10 protein-coding genes and 3 pseudogenes are annotated in these 15,689 nt (G+C 57.6%); 3 read left to right on the forward strand and 10 right to left on the reverse strand.

Annotation, left to right across the window (positions count from 1 at the left end; all coding sequences use genetic code 11):
* Positions 1 to 620 (forward strand): annotated as a pseudogene (locus HMPREF2554_RS11555) (hypothetical protein); the annotation flags it as partial.
* Between the two features lie 206 nt (positions 621 to 826).
* On the opposite strand, the gene HMPREF2554_RS07595 reads toward HMPREF2554_RS11555, so the two are convergent.
* The 7 genes from HMPREF2554_RS07595 to HMPREF2554_RS07625 all read right to left on the reverse strand — a co-directional run bounded on the left by HMPREF2554_RS07595 (position 827) and on the right by HMPREF2554_RS07625 (position 10,229).
* Complete coding sequence (locus HMPREF2554_RS07595) at positions 827 to 1,390, reverse strand: SMI1/KNR4 family protein (protein ID WP_070554521.1); 564 nt, start codon at positions 1,388 to 1,390, stop codon at positions 827 to 829.
* 227 nt (positions 1,391 to 1,617) lie between these two features.
* Positions 1,618 to 2,589 (reverse strand): Ppx/GppA phosphatase family protein, encoded by a 972-nt coding sequence (locus HMPREF2554_RS07600; protein WP_070554523.1) that lies wholly within the window; start codon positions 2,587 to 2,589, stop codon positions 1,618 to 1,620.
* Positions 2,590 to 2,832: 243 nt separating this feature from the next.
* Positions 2,833 to 5,634, reverse strand: a complete 2,802-nt coding sequence (gene topA, locus HMPREF2554_RS07605; RefSeq protein WP_070554528.1) for a type I DNA topoisomerase — start codon at positions 5,632 to 5,634, stop codon at positions 2,833 to 2,835.
* 216 nt (positions 5,635 to 5,850) lie between these two features.
* Positions 5,851 to 6,288 (reverse strand): pyridoxamine 5'-phosphate oxidase family protein, encoded by a 438-nt coding sequence (locus tag HMPREF2554_RS07610; RefSeq protein ID WP_238382334.1) that lies wholly within the window; start codon positions 6,286 to 6,288, stop codon positions 5,851 to 5,853.
* A 98-nt stretch (positions 6,289 to 6,386) separates the two neighbouring features.
* Positions 6,387 to 8,114 (reverse strand): DUF7059 domain-containing protein, encoded by a 1,728-nt coding sequence (locus HMPREF2554_RS07615; RefSeq protein WP_070554530.1) that lies wholly within the window; start codon positions 8,112 to 8,114, stop codon positions 6,387 to 6,389.
* A 118-nt stretch (positions 8,115 to 8,232) separates the two neighbouring features.
* A complete protein-coding gene (locus tag HMPREF2554_RS07620; RefSeq protein ID WP_013397748.1) occupies positions 8,233 to 9,312 on the reverse strand; it encodes an LLM class flavin-dependent oxidoreductase in 1,080 nt (359 codons plus the stop codon).
* Between the two features lie 425 nt (positions 9,313 to 9,737).
* On the reverse strand, positions 9,738 to 10,229 hold the full coding sequence (locus tag HMPREF2554_RS07625; protein WP_070554533.1) for a hypothetical protein: 492 nt from the start codon (positions 10,227 to 10,229) through the stop codon (positions 9,738 to 9,740).
* Positions 10,230 to 10,583: 354 nt separating this feature from the next.
* On the opposite strand from HMPREF2554_RS07625, the gene HMPREF2554_RS07630 reads away from it, so the two are divergent.
* Positions 10,584 to 11,048, forward strand: coding sequence for a pyrimidine dimer DNA glycosylase/endonuclease V (locus HMPREF2554_RS07630; protein WP_070554535.1), 465 nt, complete (start codon positions 10,584 to 10,586; stop codon positions 11,046 to 11,048).
* Between the two features lie 10 nt (positions 11,049 to 11,058).
* Here HMPREF2554_RS07630 and HMPREF2554_RS07635 read toward each other — a convergent pair whose 3' ends face one another.
* Together HMPREF2554_RS07635 and HMPREF2554_RS07640 are read right to left on the reverse strand one after the other, a co-directional pair.
* The gene (locus tag HMPREF2554_RS07635; protein ID WP_070554536.1) at positions 11,059 to 11,565 is read right to left on the reverse strand and encodes a GyrI-like domain-containing protein; all 507 of its coding nucleotides are present in this window, start codon (positions 11,563 to 11,565) and stop codon (positions 11,059 to 11,061) included.
* A pseudogene (locus HMPREF2554_RS07640) lies at positions 11,562 to 12,475 on the reverse strand (rhodanese-related sulfurtransferase). The gene HMPREF2554_RS07635 and the pseudogene HMPREF2554_RS07640 overlap by 4 nt, the downstream one beginning before the upstream one ends.
* Before the next feature lie 285 nt (positions 12,476 to 12,760).
* Here HMPREF2554_RS07640 and HMPREF2554_RS07645 point away from each other — a divergent pair.
* Positions 12,761 to 15,388, forward strand: coding sequence for a DEAD/DEAH box helicase (locus HMPREF2554_RS07645; protein ID WP_246826034.1), 2,628 nt, complete (start codon positions 12,761 to 12,763; stop codon positions 15,386 to 15,388).
* A 58-nt stretch (positions 15,389 to 15,446) separates the two neighbouring features.
* Here the strand turns inward: HMPREF2554_RS07645 and HMPREF2554_RS11560 are convergent.
* Positions 15,447 to 15,689, reverse strand: a pseudogene (locus HMPREF2554_RS11560) (hypothetical protein); the annotation flags it as partial.

Raw genomic sequence — 15,689 nt, forward strand, 5'->3', positions numbered from 1 at the left:
ACTGGGATTGGGTTTACTTCGGTGAATCTACCTATCAAGGAGAGGCTGCCTTCTGCGGCTCTACTTATTGGGATTGGGCTGACTTCGGTGAATCTACCTACTGGAATTGGGCCGATTTCAGCACCTCTATCCATTACGATATAGCTAATTTTAGCCAATCCATCTATGAAGGCGAGGCTTATTTTAACGCGCCTATTTTTTATCAGGAAATTTATTTTAGTATAAACAGAAATAGCAATAGTTATTCCCGTTTTACAGAATGCGACCCTATATTTTGTGATGGAATTTATCAGAATAAAACACTTTTTGGATCACGCAATAATAAATTTACAGTTGAAAATGGCAGAGGCTATCCTATTTACCTAAATCTTAAAGGATTGCCCCTTGACTGTAAATTTCTCACTCCAAAACAGGAGGGGTGTATTGAAAATTATTTTCAAGAAATAGAAAATATAAAAAATAAAATACTTATAGAATGCCCTAAAGGGAAAGAAGAAATATCAGAAAAACTACAGACCCTTAACAAAGAAATCCATGAGTGGTGTGATGCAATTACCATAATAATGGAGGGAGAGGAGAGCTGTATAATATCTGATCAGATTATACCTAGAGAGTTTTAGAAAAACTGTTGAAAACAGCTATCCCAGAACTCCACAATGCAAAAACCCTATGATAAGAAAATACCGGCGGTTTATACAGCAGCTCACCTCTAATGTCCCACGAGAGTTTTCAGGCTTAGTGGCGTACTAGTATCTTCACTAGATGTGCTCCAACCACATCAAAACCAGGACCTCACACAGAGCTCGATAAACCCCTGCGGCATATACTATTCATCTTCTTTGTAGACATAATCCTTGAAATAGTCAGGGTCGCCGTCGCTGTCTAGCCATAGCTCAAACCAGCCCAGGAAGTCCTGGCGCTCACAGCAGGGGCTAACGCCAACATCCGAAAAGCTCCACACCTCACCGGCACACGGCCCGGCAGTGATCAGCTCATAGGTCATGCCGCATCCTTCATCCATGAGCTCAACACCCTGGTTCCCCAGCTTACGCTCAAAAGACTCATCACTCAGCTGTTCTTCGTCCTCCTCAACCTCCCAAAGCCAGCCGTCCGTGAGCCTTAGAGGACGGGAAAGATCTTTGCGCTCAATCTCTGCGAGCCGGTGAATGGAACCGGTGCTGATATGCACCATCGCCGGGTCACGCCAGCCGTCACCAACCTCCAACAGAAACAGCCTGTACGCCTGCGGCAGGCGGGTGTTGCAGGCACGCTCAAAAGCAATAATGTCTGCCTCCGAAACGGTAGGCCCCAGGTCGATATTCTTCTGAGCGACTTTAGCCTTAATACGCTCGATCACGCTCGGGTATTCTTCAGGCTTATAGATAGGCACAAAAACTCCTCAAAATAGGTTCTTCGGTTTCACAGGGTTAGCGCGAGCCTTTGTACAAGTTACTGCACGCTGTTTCTCTCCCAGCGGTCTTAAGGTTACGGATGGGCTATGCCTGTCGCCCATCTTAAAAGCATCTATGCCGAGGGAGAGCTGCTAGAAGAGGCAACTACCGAGGATTTCTCGGTAGTTCGCCAAGGTGTCAGGCAGGATCAGCGATCAAAACGCCCCTACTCCCCCACCAAAGTCTTCGGATCCAGAGGTGTGCTCGTACCTTCCGCCAGGTGCTCTAGACGCCTCAAGATTAAACCTTCGCGCAGAGCCCAGGGGGAAACACGCATCGTTTCGATACCGAACATCTCCATCGCGGCCTCAGCCGCCATCGCGCCCGCGAGAACCTGGTCGGCGCGCATCCGGGAAACACCGGGCAGGTCAGCGCGTTCGGCGGGAGCCATAGCCTCCATGCGGCGAGTCCACAGGCGCAAATCCGTCACATGCATCTCACGCTTCACATGCGGCCCCGCAGAATACGGTGCCGCCCCGCAAATACGCGCCAACGACCGGAACGTCTTCGAGGTGCCCACCACCATGTTCGGCTCGCCAAATGCCAGCAACCGCTGCGCCACCGGCTCAATCTGCTCGCGCACATACCTGCGCAAGCGCTTCGTCTGCTTCGGTGAAGGCGGCTGTTCATCAAAGAACTCGCGGGTCAGACGGCCGGCGCCCAGCGGCACCGACATTGCCGCATCCGGCAGGGCATCCGTGCCCGTGGAGAACTCGAAAGACCCACCCCCAATATCAAAATTCAGGATGCGCCCCGCACCCCACCCCTGCCAGCGGCGCACCGCGAAATAGGTGATAGCGGCCTCTTGATCGCCCGAAATCTCGCTCAAACTCACGCCGGTCTTCAACCGCACATACTGCAAAACCTCGGCGCCATTACCGGCCTCACGAATAGCGGAAGTCGCAAAGGCGAGCAGATCTTCGGCGTTATTCTCAATGGCGAAATCGCGCGCAGACTTCACGAACTCGGTTAGAGCGGCGCGGCCTTCATCAGAAATATCACCCGACGGTGTCAAATACTGCACCAGCTGTAGCGGAATCTTATGCGAAGCGTACGGCTCGGGGCGGGCGCCCGGGTGGCCGTCAAGCAACAGCAGGTGAACAGTATTTGAGCCAACATCAAGAACACCGAGGCGCACGGCGCGCTCCTATCCCCCAGCCACCGCCGGGATAACGTACAACTTCATTAAGTGTGGCACAAGTCGCCGCATGATGCGCGCAATCCACCGCCGGGTATGCGCGAATTCGCCCGCCGTACATGGATGCACAGACCAGCGAGTGCAAGTCGCGCATCCATGTAAATCTTGCCAAGCGCAACAATACGGATACGTAGCCCACACTTTCGTGAGCAGCGCATCCGTATTGTTGGGAAGAAGAAAAGACTAGTCCTTCTTAGTCGCAGTCTTCTTTGCAGTAGTGGACTTTTTAGCGGTTGTTTTCTTCGCGGTGCTCTTCTTGGCGGTTGTCTTTTTCGCCGCAGTCTTACGCTTCGCAGGCCCCTTGGCACGCTTTTCGGCGAGCAGTTCGACGGCGCGCTCATGGGTGAGCGATTCGATGGTTTCCGAGCGCGGCACCGTAATGTTGGTAACGCCGTCGGTAATGTACGGTCCGAATCGCCCGTCTTTGACCACGATATTCTTCTCGCTGTTCGGGTCTACACCAAGCTCGGCGAGCGGAGGCTTAGCGGCGGCGCGTCCGCGCTGTTTAGGCTGCGAATAAATATCGAGCGCCTGTTCAAGGGTGATCGTGAAGATTTCTTCCTCAGACCCAATCGACCGCGAGTCGGTACCCTTCTTCAGGTACGGTCCGAACCGCCCGTTCTGCACGGTGATTTCGTTGCCTTCAGCATCGGTACCGAGCACGCGCGGCAAGCTCATGAGTTTGAGCGCATCCTCTAGGGTTACAGTCGCCAAATCCATAGATTTGAAGAGCGATGCGGTGCGCGGCTTAGCGGGCTTGGGCTTCTTCTTCGGCTTGGGTTTGCCGTTCTTGTAGTATTCGGTGGGCTGCGCATCCAGGTAAGCCTGAATTTGCTCCTCCGTCATCTCTTCGATAACTTCGGTGACGTAGGGGCCATAGCGCCCGTCGCGAGCGATAATCTGGTTCCCGGAGGCGGGGTCGGTGCCGAGCACGCGCCCATCGGATTTGCCCTGTTCAAGCAGTTCTTTCGCCTTATCGGCGGTCAGCTCGTCGGGCGCCAAATCGGTGGGAACGTTGGCGCGCACGGGGTCAGAAACTTCACCGGTTTCGGTATTGACAGTGCCTTCAGCCTCAAGGTAGGGGCCGAATTTACCCACGCGCAGCACAATGCCGTCAGCAATGCGGATCGAGTTAATATCGCGGGCATCAATATCGCCCAGATTATCCACGATCGGCTTGAGCCCGCGTTTCTTCTGTACCCCGCCGCCGAAATAGAAGTCGCCCAGCCACTCCACGCGCGATTCTTCGCCGCGGGCAATGCGGTCAAGGTCTTCTTCCATCTGCGCGGTGAACTCGTAGTTCACGTAGGGGCCGAAACTGGTTTCGAGCAGGCGCACCACCGAGAACGCAGTCCACGAAGGCACGAGCGAACCGGAACGCACCTGCACATAGCCGCGATCCATAATCGTTGAAATCACGGCGGCGTAGGTGGAGGGGCGCCCAATGCCCAGCTCGTCAAGAGTTTTCACGAGCGAAGCCTCAGTGTAGCGGGGCGGGGGCAGGGTCTCGTGCCCGGCGGCTTCGAGTTTTTCGGCGGTGAGCGAGTCGCCCTGCGCGAGCGCAGGCAGGCGTTTCTCAGCGTTCTTGGCGTCGCGTTCTGCCAGGCGGGTTGCGTCTACGCCTTCCTCATAGGCGGCAAGGAAGCCGCGGAAGGTGATAACGGTGCCGGATGCTGCGAACTCGGCATCGCGCCCGTTGGATGCGGTTGCCCCTAGCCGCACGGATGCGGTCGAACCGGTGGCGTCTGCCATCTGCGAGGCGATGGTACGCTTCCAGATCAACTCGTACAGCCGGTATTCGTCGTTGGAGAGCGTGCCGCGCACGGCATCGGGGGTGCGGAAGGCGTCACCTGCGGGGCGGATTGCTTCGTGTGCTTCCTGCGCGTTTTTGCTCTTGGAGGCGTAGGTGCGCGGCGCGGAGGGCACGTATTCGGTGCCGTAGAGTTCGGAGGCTTGGCGGCGTGCCGCCTTCACGGCCTGGTCTGAGAGTGCCACCGAGTCGGTACGCATATAGGTGATGTAGCCGCTCTCGTAGAGGCGCTGGGCAACCTGCATGGTTACGCGCGATGAGAAGCGCAGCTTGCGCGCCGCCTCCTGCTGCAGGGTTGAGGTGGTGAACGGCGCTGCGGGGCGGCGTTTATAGGGTTTGGTTTCGACCGAGCGCACCGAGAAGGGAGCGGCGGTGAGGGCTTCGGCGAGGGTGCGCGCATCCGCCTCTGAGAGGTGGGTGACCTTGGTGGAGGTGAGGGTGCCGTCGTCGGCAAAGTCTTTGCCGGTGGCAACTCGGGTGCCGTCAACCGCCACGAGTTTGGCGTCAAAGCCCTCGTTGCTGGTGGTGATGAAATGTCCGGTTAGATCCCAGTAGTTGGCGGCGACGAAGGCCATGCGTTCGCGTTCGCGTTCAACAACAAGGCGGGTTGCCACGGACTGCACGCGACCCGCGGATAGCCCGCGGCCGACCTTGCGCCACAGCACGGGTGAGATTTCGTAACCGTAGATACGGTCAAGAATACGGCGGGTCTCTTGAGCATCGACTAGGTGCAGGTCAATATCGCGCAGTTCCCCGAAGGCGCGTTCAATGGCTTCGCGGGTGATTTCGGGGAAGGTCATGCGGTAGACGGGAACCTTGGGTTTCAGAACCTCTTTGAGGTGCCAGGCGATCGCTTCACCTTCGCGGTCACCATCGGTTGCGAGGTAGAGGGCGTCAACGTCTTTGAGTTTGCGTTTGAGTTCGGCGACTTTTTTCTTTTTGTCGGGGTTAACCACATAGTAGGGGTCAAAATCGTCGTCGATATTGACCGCGAACTTGCCGACCGGGCCTTTTTTCAGGTTTTCGGGCAGTTCGGAAGGCTGCGGCAGGTCACGAATATGTCCCATGGACGAATCCACCAGAAATTCGTTGCCTAAATAACCGCTGATAGTCTTCACCTTCGATGGGGACTCAACGATCAGCAGCGCTTTTCCGTTCTTTGCCTTGGTGGGCACGGCTCTCCTCATATTTGTATGGTGTAGATGCGATACAACAATAGCGCACATTCTGGCGGTTACGCCTATTAGGTGCGCTTATCACGCATGTGTCTTATCACGTTTTACAGCTTGTGTTTGGATTAAGGGTGTGGATGCAACGATACCAGTTATTATGCACGTCTGTATCGAGTTGGCAACCGCAGATATGGGCCTTAGGCGGGTTGGCGGGCGAAATTAGTTGTATGGAAAATATCCTTCGCCCTGGGCAGGAAGAAGCGGGTATTCCCGGCCGTACACTTTGCGCGGCACAATGCGCACCCACTGCATGAGGTGCCCGCTTTCGTAGTGGCGCAGGCCGAAAGTGTGCACGAGCGGCGGGGTCATTTCGGGCGGCAGCCAGTGCGCCACGCCCTGCACGATCACGGAGCGGATGCCGTTCTCTAATTCCTCGTCGATTTCAAAGGAGACGCGGCGGCTCATAACCACGGCGGAGAAACGGTCGCCGCGGGTGGTGCGCAGGTAGATTTCGTGGTCGGCTACCCCGTAGAGGACCGGCAGCACGTCTACGAAGTTGCCATCGGTGAGCACGAGTCGCCCTAGATTGTTGGCCTGCAGGCGCGCCCAGCAGTCTTCGGCGCTCATTTTCTTGGTGGTGTCTGGGGTGTCTTGCATAGTCATTCTTTTAGTGTAGGGGTTTCTTCGTGCCGAAATTTGTGATGTTCGGCGCGGCAAAGGCGTGTTTTACGGGTCCGCCGCTGGGGTGCCGGGGGTTAGCTGTTTTCGTCTGCGAAGTGCAGAAAACTTTTTTCGATGAGTTCTCGAATAGCGACCAGCAGGGTGTCACGCGGATGCTCGTTCTCGGTGCCGAAGGCGGCGCGCGCATCCGGCGTGTAATCTTCCCAGCCGAGAAGCACGGCGAGCGCACCTAAAATCTGCCCGATGCTCAGCTCACCGTCGCATGCGGAGACGAATCCGGCGGTTTCGGTTGAGAGCAGAATTGTGCGGCACAGCCCGGATCCGGCACGCAGCAGAATCACGTTTGGATGCTCGGCGCCGGGGCGGCCGTGACGTTCTTCGGTCACGTCTTCGGCGACCACCAGGTGGGCTTCGGCGAGCGCCTGATCGGTCAGAGCGGTAAGGCGGTCGAAGCGTGCCACGGCCTCGGTGATGCTTTGCGCGATGGGCTGGGCTATGGGGTAGGTGATGTCTTCAAACCGGTTCAGGGGTGCGGTTTCGGTGGTGTGTGCCGGGCGGCGGAGCCAGAGCATCCCAAACCCAATAGAATGAACGTTCCGGTTTTTAAAGTCGTCGAGATAGGCTCGGTAGGTGTTCTCGTAGTGGTCGCGGTCGCGGTTTTCGCTCGCGTCTTTGAGCCAGGTTTCCGCATAGGATTCGGGGGTGAGCACTTCGCGCTGAATTACCCACGCCTCGCTCGGGGTGCCGGTGGCTGATTCGGCGAACCAGGTGCGCAGGCGAGCATCCCAGGGCTGCGCCTCGCCGGTGTTGTCGCGGTGAATTTCCCAGTTGCCGAGCATCTGGGCGCGCCCGCCGGGCACCAGAACCTCGGGGATGCACCGAATGAGCGTGCTGACAATATCGTCGCCGGGCAGCCCGCCGTCACGGTACGTAAACTGGTCGTCGCTGCTTTCGTCTGCGCGGCGCGGGGTAATGACGAACGGCGGGTTTGAGACCACAAGGTCGAACTGTTCCCCCGCCACGGGTTCCAGCAAAGAGCCTTGTCGAAGGCTGACGCGTGCTTCAAGGTTCTGCGGGTCGAGTTTCAGGGCGGGGGCATTCAGCAGCAGGTTAAATCGGGCGAAAGCGAGGGCACGCGGTGAAATATCGGTGGCCGTTACGTGGTCTGCGTGGGCGAGCAGGTGGAAGGTCTGAATACCGCATCCGGTCCCCACGTCAAGGGCACGCGCCACGGGGGTGCGCTCGGTAATCTGCGCCAGGGTTAGGGAAGCCTGACCGATACCCAGCACGTGATCTTTGCGCAGCACCCCGGGTCGCTGATGCGCCCCCAAATCGGAGACCACCCACAGCTCGGTGCCGTCATCAGCCGAATGCGGTCGCAGGTCAAACACGGCGCGGTACTGCGGTTCTTCGCCGGGGTTCTCGGGGGTGCAGGTATTTTCTGACTCCGCCGGTTCCACGAGGTTTGCCGCGATAAAGTCGTTAAGCGCGGGTTCGCCGCCGAGCGCATCGGCAAGTTCCATGCGGGTTAGGGTGCGTGCGAACAGGAAAAACCCGATCATGCGCGCCAGGCGGCGGTCGGGGTCGGTGGTGTGCGCATCATCAAGGATGTTCTGTACCCGCCAGGTGCCGGGCACAACCTGGTCGCGCACCATTGCCTCAAAAGCGCGCTCCCCCAGCAGTTCACGCACCCCGTCGTAGCTGTAGTTAAGCTTCTCAAGGGCGCCCCGGATGCGCTCAAGCCGGGCGGTATCGTCGCTTATGGGGGTGTCGGGGATGCGGGAGTACAGTTCATCAGCCATACTCCCCATTCTAAGCGCCCCGTTTCTTAACGCCGCGAGCAGGTGGTTTTGGTACGAGCAAGTAGGAAAATACTACCTGCTCGCGTTATTCCCACTCGATCTTGGGGGCGGGACTCCGCTATGCCTTTACCGTCAGCGCGGGTTTGATGTCCTTCACAATGGATTCGAGCATCCGCAGGTTGAAGTCCACGCCCAGCTGGTTCGGCACGGTCAACAGCACGGTATCTGCCGCCTGAACGGCAGCATCACGAGCGAGTTCTTCGGCAATCAGGTCGGGTTCGCCAATATAGCTGCGCCCAAACCGCGAGAAGGTATTGTCGATAATACCGGTGTAATCCTGCGAATCTTCCTGCGCGCGGCGACCAAAATAGCGCGCCGAATCGGCATCGATAATGGGGATCACCGAGCGCGAGACCGAAACGCGCGGCACGCGGGTGTACCCTGCCTTGACCCATTCCTCGCGGTAGAGGCGAATCTGCTCCGCCTGCTGCTGGTCGAAAGGCACACCTTTATCTTCGAGCATCAGCGTTGAAGACATGAGGTTCAGCCCCTGCTGTGCAGTCCACACGGCGGTGCTGTCAGTTCCCGCGCCCCACCAGATGCGCTTGCTCAGACCGGGCGACTGCGGCTGCACGGGGGCGTACTTGCCCTGCACCCGCGCGGAGGGTGCCATGCCTTCGCCTTGGATTGCCTTCATGAAGATGTCGAGGTGACGGCGTGCCATCGCACTCTCATCTTCACCCTCGGCGGGGAAATAGCCGAAGCTCTCGAAACCGCGGATAACGGATTCGGGCGAGCCGCGTGAGACACCCAGCTGCAGGCGTCCGGCAGAAATCAGATCGGCCATCGCGGCGAGTTCGGCCATGTACAGCGGGTTCTCGTAACGCATATCGATCACGCCGGTGCCAAGCTCAATGCGGCTGGTCTTCGCGGCGATAGCAGACAGAAGCGGGTACGGGGTGGCCTGCTGCTGATCGAAATGGTGCACACGGAAGAACGCGCCGTCCAGGCCGATGTCTTCGGCGCCTACCGCCAAATCGATAGCCTGGTGCAAAGATTCGGATGCGCTGTTCACGCGCGAACCGGGAATTTCGGCCCAGTGCCCAAAAGAAAGAAAACCAAGTTTTTTCTCTGTGCCCGGCTGTGGTTCAAGATTTTGTACCGCAAGTTCGGTTTTCTGAGTGTCTGATGCGTTCATTGTTATGCCTTTCGTATTGCCCTACAGGGGGTATTTCCTCGTGTATGAGTATTCAGCATACAATTATTTACTTTACAGAGCAAGCTTTAAATAAGATGAGTAAAACCACTCATATAACTACTAGTCAGAAATCTATTCTATATAAAATATATGCGACATATTAGGTAATGGTTTATTTATATTTTTTACGCGCAATACTTACCTCAAAGTAACGAATGTGCATTTCTTCCACCGTTAGCATATCCATACCTCGTTCAAAACTTTTATGTATAAGACCCCGGTAGAAAAACCATATAAGTCATTATTTTCTAGGTGCAGGTACTACAGACATTGCTTTTGTCGTACCTGCTTGCCTCAGATGATGTAAATCCGGGAGCGATGGTTTGTCGCGAGCCTACCGACAGGTGTTTCCTGGAAAACACGTTTTATGATTCTTTACTCGCCTTGCGCTCATACCATTTTCCTACGCCCCACCACATCAGCGGCGTAAACGCCACCGCGATCAGCCAATACACAAGCCAGAAGCTACCCTTCAGACCGGTCACAAAAATCCCGGCGATAAGCAAAACCGCCGTTATCAGACACGCCGTCACGCATTTTCTCAACTGCTGAGCGCTGCTGACCGCAACCCCCTCCGAGGCGGAGCCAGAGAATTTCCTGTCGAAAGCGTGAATAATACTCCGACCAAAAACGATCGAGAAAGCGATATAGAAGGCCGCGAATCCGTGCATAAATTCTGCCGCGCCACTCTGGCTCAGCGTGATATAAGAAAACACCAGCAATAACAGGTCGATCACCGGGGTTGCCGCTAATAATACGATTCCGGTTCTGGGCATTTTCAAGGTATAACGAAATACGCAGCCTAACACCAGGCATGCCCAAAACATCGCCTCAGCGACAACGGTGGCAACAAGCATCGATTTCCCTCATATACTGGCGGAAAGGTACGTAAAGTTTAGCATCAGAATAAGTTTTTATGATGTAAATCGAACGTATTTTCATAACTATACTTTGGTACTCGGCTCTTCAAGATGCACCTGAATTTTCAGAAATACTTGATATTTGACCGACGACCCACCTTCCCCCGAAAGCCCAGAATACTGGGCATAGCTAGCGCGGAACTCGTAGCCTAGAAGCATCTACACCACTGTGGGGCGCTCGCATCCTGTTCAGATGCGAGCGCCCCATAGGTGCATTCTGCCTCAATAATTTTTGGGCGGGCCGCTGCTGTTTTACCTAAGAGCGCAGGTCTGCGGCTGTATAGTGGGTGGATGCGTATTTGGTCTGCCCACCCGTCCCTTCTTGACCGTCGTGCCCTGATCGCGTGCTGGCGTGAGAGCTTGCTTGCGCAGAAAGTGCTGCGCGGGCTCACCCGAGGGTACACGAATCACCCGCAGCTCATTCGGTTTCGTGCGCATTCTCAGCCGGTAGAGGCTATTGGGTCTTATCTGCATGGGCTCGCCGATGAGGCGCAGCTGCGCGGGTATTCCTTCAACCGTTCGCTGATTGCCGCTGAGCAGGGTAAGAACCTGAGCTCTATTCCCGTGACCGAGGGCCAGCTTGCCTACGAATTGAGCTTTTTAGCGCACAAAGTTGCCGGGCGAGATGTCGATTGGGAGCCTATTCTTACCGAGCGTCTCGCGAAATTCACCCAGGCCGGTAAGCCCGCGGTGCACCCCGTGTTCGAGGTAGTCCCCGGCGAAATAGAAGCTTGGGAGAAGACCAAGGAGTTCTAGTCGGAGCGCTTTATGCCGAGGCAGGAACCTCTAGCAGCGGCACCCACAGTTCCATCGTGTAGTCTGCCGCCTGCATATCGCCGCGACCGTACACCTCCAGGCCGCCTAACGGGCGGTACTGCGGATGCGACGGGAAAAACTCACGCTCAAAGCTCTCAAAACCTGCCGGAATAGACCGCGAAATCGGCCCGGTAACCTCAACCACCGCATAGGTGCTCGCGGGAAGTTCCAGCAGACCCAGCCCAAGTTTATGCGCCGAGGCACGGTCATCAACCAAAATACCGGCCGTGTAGCGCACGAAACCATCGGTACTGGGTTGAGTGCACACGCCAATGTACTGGGTAACCGCCAGAATATCGAGCATCGCCGGGGATGCCTTCTGATTCAGCTCATCCCACAGCGGCGTGAAATCATCCCCCAGCTTATACACCTGGGATACTCCCGCCACCAGCAAAGAGCCGTGTTTCTCAATGCGCGCGGGTGAAACCGTCACGGGCGCCTGTACGGACTCGCTCATGAGATACCAGCGTGGGCGCTCTGGCGGTCCACCGCGCATTCGGGCACGCAGCGGCGTTTCGCATCGTCGGTGGCGCACTCTGGGCAGAGGAGCACAAGCTCGCGGCAGCTCTCATTCGAGCAGTTCTCAAATTTATTAGACGGTGCCGAGCAACGCTCACACTGGCCGATCGTGACAGTATCCGGGGTGAACTCCATGTGCATGCGCTTATCGAATACGTAGAGCGAGCCCTCCCACAGGGACTTATCGCCGTATTTTTCGCCGTAGCGCACAATACCGCCGTCGATCTGGTAGATCTCTTTGAATCCGCGGTTCTTCATGAGGGCGGAGAGGATTTCGCATCGAATGCCGCCGGTGCAGTAGGTGACGACGGGCTTATCTTTCAGATCGTCATACTTACCGGATTCGATCTCGCGAATAAAGTCGTGGGTGGTGCGAACATCGGGCACCACGGCGTTCTTAACTTACCGATTTTGGCCTCGAATGCGTTGCGTCCGTCGAAGAAGACGACTTCATCGCCGCGTTCTTCTACAAGCTTGTTTACCTCTTCGGGCTTGAGGTGCACGCCACCGCCGACCACGCCGTTTTCGTCTACTTTGAGCTCGTCGGGAGCGCCGAACGCCACGATTTCATCGCGCGCTTTGACCGACAGACGGGGGAAGTCTTCGGCACCGCCCTCAGACCATTTGAATTCCATGTTCTTGAAGCCGGGGTACTGGCGGGTCTCTTTGGTGTACGCCTTAACCGCGCTGATTTCGCCGCCGAGCGTGCCGTTAATGCCGTGTTTGGAAATGAGGATGCGCCCGCGCAAACCGAGCTTCTCGCACAGGGCACGCTGCCAGAGCATGACCGCCACGGGGTCGGTTATGGGGGCAAACTGGTAATACAAGATAATTCGATTCTGAGCCACCCTCCTATTTTACGCTTTCTGGGTACATCGTGTGTGCCGTGGCGGCGGAACTCGTCCCGTAATGTGGCCGATATTCCCTGTTCTCCCGCGGGATGCGCCCGCGATGATGGGTGCATGTGGTTTCTTTACCATGAGGTATGTCTCGTCGTTTTTCTGCCCCATCGCACCGGCTGATTTCGTCGTTTTCTGGTAGCGAATACCTTCCTGCTGAGGCGAGTGGAACATACCGGGCGCCCTGCGATTGCCCACGCCGGTTTACCGTACCCGAGGTTTTACAATGGTGTGATGCGCCCCGAACCTTCCTGCGACTCCCTGGCTGATGAGCACCCCGGATTCTCCCCTGCCTCGCGCCCCGACGAGAACCTTCGCGAGCAGCTGAGCAGGCTTATACCCAAACTCCCCGGCGACGGTTCGCTGCCCCCGCAAATCACCCATGTGCACCGCATCCCCGCACGTGAAGGGCAGTATTCGCCGTGGCCGCACTGGCTGCACCCGCGCGTGATTGAGGCTTTCGAGTCGCTGGGCGTGCACGAACCGTACACCCACCAGGTGCAGGCGGCACAGGCAGCGCATTGCGCCTTCGATGCTGCACTCGCCGAAGACGCGCACCGGCTCTCCTTCGGGCGAGCATCCGGACAGGGGCACGATGAGTCGGGCACAACGGCGCGGCATGTGATTGTGGCGACCGGGACCGCATCCGGAAAATCGCTGAGTTACCTCATGCCCACATTCGACGCCCTCTACCGCGGGGCGCGCCGTGAACCGCTCAGCACCACGGCAGCGGATACGAGTTCCACAGGTTTTCATCAGAGAGCGAACGTTCTATATATTTCACCGGCGCGGGCACTCTCAGCCGACCAGCTCAACGCCATCACCGCCTATCATCTTCCCGGGCTCAACGCCGCCACCTATGACGGCGACACCCCGGCGCAGGAGCGGCGGTGGGTGCGCGAACACGCTAATTTTGTGCTCACCACCCCGGATATGCTCAACTACGGAATTCTGGGCAACCACCGGCAATGGGCGAACTTCCTGCGCGGGCTGCGCTATGTGGTGCTTGACGAAGTGCACAGCTACCGCGGCGTGTTCGGCGCACATATCGCCAATCTGCTGCGCCGCCTACGCCGAGTCTGCGCGCTCTACCGCGTAAATCCGGTGTTTTACGGAGCATCCGCCACGAGCGCGAACCCTGCCGAGTCTTTCGCCAAGCTCATTGGAGTGCCCGAGGGGAACGTTGACGCGATTACCACATCGACCGCACCGCGTGGAGAATCCACCGTCATCCTGTGGGAACCGGAGTTCCTGCCCGATACGCAGGTGACCGATAAACTCGCCGCCGGCGCGAGCGCCTTCGACACCCGTTCCGAGGCGGAAAAGCAGGCACCACAGCGCATCTCCGCTATCGAACAGGGCGCCCAAATGCTCACCGACCTGGTACTCTCACGCACCCGCACGCTTGCCTTCACCCGGTCGCGGCGCGGCGCTGAGCTGATCTCTCAGCGAGCGCAGCGCTACCTTGATGAGACCGAGGCGGGGCTGGCGCATCGGGTGGCGGCGTACCGTTCGGGGTATATGCCCGAGGAACGCCGTGAGCTTGAGCATCGGCTGCGCACCGGCGAACTGCTCGGGCTGGCAAGTACCTCTGCACTTGAGCTGGGTATCGATATTTCCGGGCTGGATGCGGTGCTCGTGGCGGGCTGGCCCGGAACCCGCGCATCCTTTATTCAGCGGATTGGGCGTGCCGGTCGCGGGGGTCAGGATGCGCTCGCCGTGCTTATCGCTGGGGACGATCCGTTGGATACGTATCTGGTGCATCATCCGCAGGCGATTTTCGGGCAGAGCGTGGAAGCTACCGTTTTCGACCCGACGAACCCTTACGTGCTTTCGCCGCATTTGTGCGCTGCCGCGGCGGAGTCTCCGCTACGTGCCGAGGAGCTTTCCCTGTTCGGCGAGCATACTGAGGCTCTGCTTAACCGGTTGGTGCAGCAGAATTATCTGCGCCGCCGGGCGGACGGCTGGTATTGGACGCACGCGGAGTCGGCGACGAATCTGGTGGATCTGCGTGCCACCGGCGGTGGTCCCTATCAGCTGATTGATGCCGAGGATGGTTCGCTGATCGGCACAATGGATTCGGCGCAGGCAATGACTCAGGGACACCCGGGAGCTATCTATATTCACCAGAACGCCCAATACCTAGTGGAGTCCTTGGATGAAGCGGCGCGCGTTATTCTGCTCTCGCGAGTGTACCCCGACTATTACACGCGGGCGATTGAGGCGACCGAAGTGAAGATTTTGCAGGAAAAGGCGGGTGTGCGGTACGGGTTCGACTGTACTCAGCCCGGTACTGCTGGTCTGACGCTGCATCGCGGGCGAGTTCAGGTGACCGATCAGGTTATGGGCTTTCAACGGTTTTCGGTGTACGGCAGTGAGTACCTGGGCGATGAGCCGATGGAGATGCCGCCAAGCATCCTGATGACCGAGGCTATCTGGTTTACCTTTGACCCGAGCTACCTGTTTGCCGCCGGTGTGACCGAACCTGATATACCCGGCACCCTGCACGCCGCAGAACACGCCGCCATCGGCTTACTACCACTGATTGCGACCTGCGACCGCTGGGATTTAGGCGGACTCTCCACCCTGTACCACGCCGATACGGAACGCCCCACCATCTTCGTATACGATGCAGCACCCGGCGGAGCAGGCTTTACCCAGCGCGGATTTGAGGCGGTTCGCACCTGGCTGGGCGCAACTCTGGACGCTATTGATTCCTGCGGATGCGAGAGCGGCTGCCCCTCCTGCGTACAGTCCCCCAAATGCGGCAACCGCAACGAACCACTGTCGAAGGCGGGCGCACAAAACCTACTACGGGCAATGCTGCACTCACTCGATGACGCAGAACGGGACATGCTGTAAAGACTAGAGCATTCCACAAGATCTGACTAGCACCTCCTTCGGGCTCCCTGGTCGGATTTTATGGGCTTCCCGGTTCTTCAGCAGTTCGGTTGGAGGGGGTGCTTTCGGGGATCTCATCGCCGGATAATCCCTCATCGGGTGCACCCTCCCCAGAGTCCGTATGCGGTGCCCCGGCGCGCGATGTACCTTGCGCATCGCCGAGGAAAGCAAACGGTCCGTGCACAGCAGAGCTCACCCGAATATCCACGGTTTCGGGGCGGTCCGCGAGGGCGCACCCCACCAGATTGGCGTTATTATCGCG

It is taken from the genome of Rothia sp. HMSC071F11, assembly GCF_001809115.1.
GTDB lineage: Bacteria > Actinomycetota > Actinomycetes > Actinomycetales > Micrococcaceae > Rothia > Rothia dentocariosa.

Bases quoted from the DNA above. Each gene is read 5' to 3' on its own strand.
- HMPREF2554_RS07635 (WP_070554536.1), bottom strand. From the start codon at position 11,565: ATGAGCGAGTCCGTACAGGCGCCCGTGACGGTTTCACCCGCGCGCATT.
- HMPREF2554_RS07630 (WP_070554535.1), top strand. From the start codon at position 10,584: ATGCGTATTTGGTCTGCCCACCCGTCCCTTCTTGACCGTCGTGCCCTG.
- HMPREF2554_RS07620 (WP_013397748.1), bottom strand. From the start codon at position 9,312: ATGAACGCATCAGACACTCAGAAAACCGAACTTGCGGTACAAAATCTT.
- HMPREF2554_RS07625 (WP_070554533.1), bottom strand. From the start codon at position 10,229: ATGCTTGTTGCCACCGTTGTCGCTGAGGCGATGTTTTGGGCATGCCTG.
- HMPREF2554_RS07645 (WP_246826034.1), top strand. From the start codon at position 12,761: ATGCGCCCCGAACCTTCCTGCGACTCCCTGGCTGATGAGCACCCCGGA.
- HMPREF2554_RS07615 (WP_070554530.1), bottom strand. From the start codon at position 8,114: ATGGCTGATGAACTGTACTCCCGCATCCCCGACACCCCCATAAGCGAC.
- HMPREF2554_RS07610 (WP_238382334.1), bottom strand. From the start codon at position 6,288: ATGCAAGACACCCCAGACACCACCAAGAAAATGAGCGCCGAAGACTGC.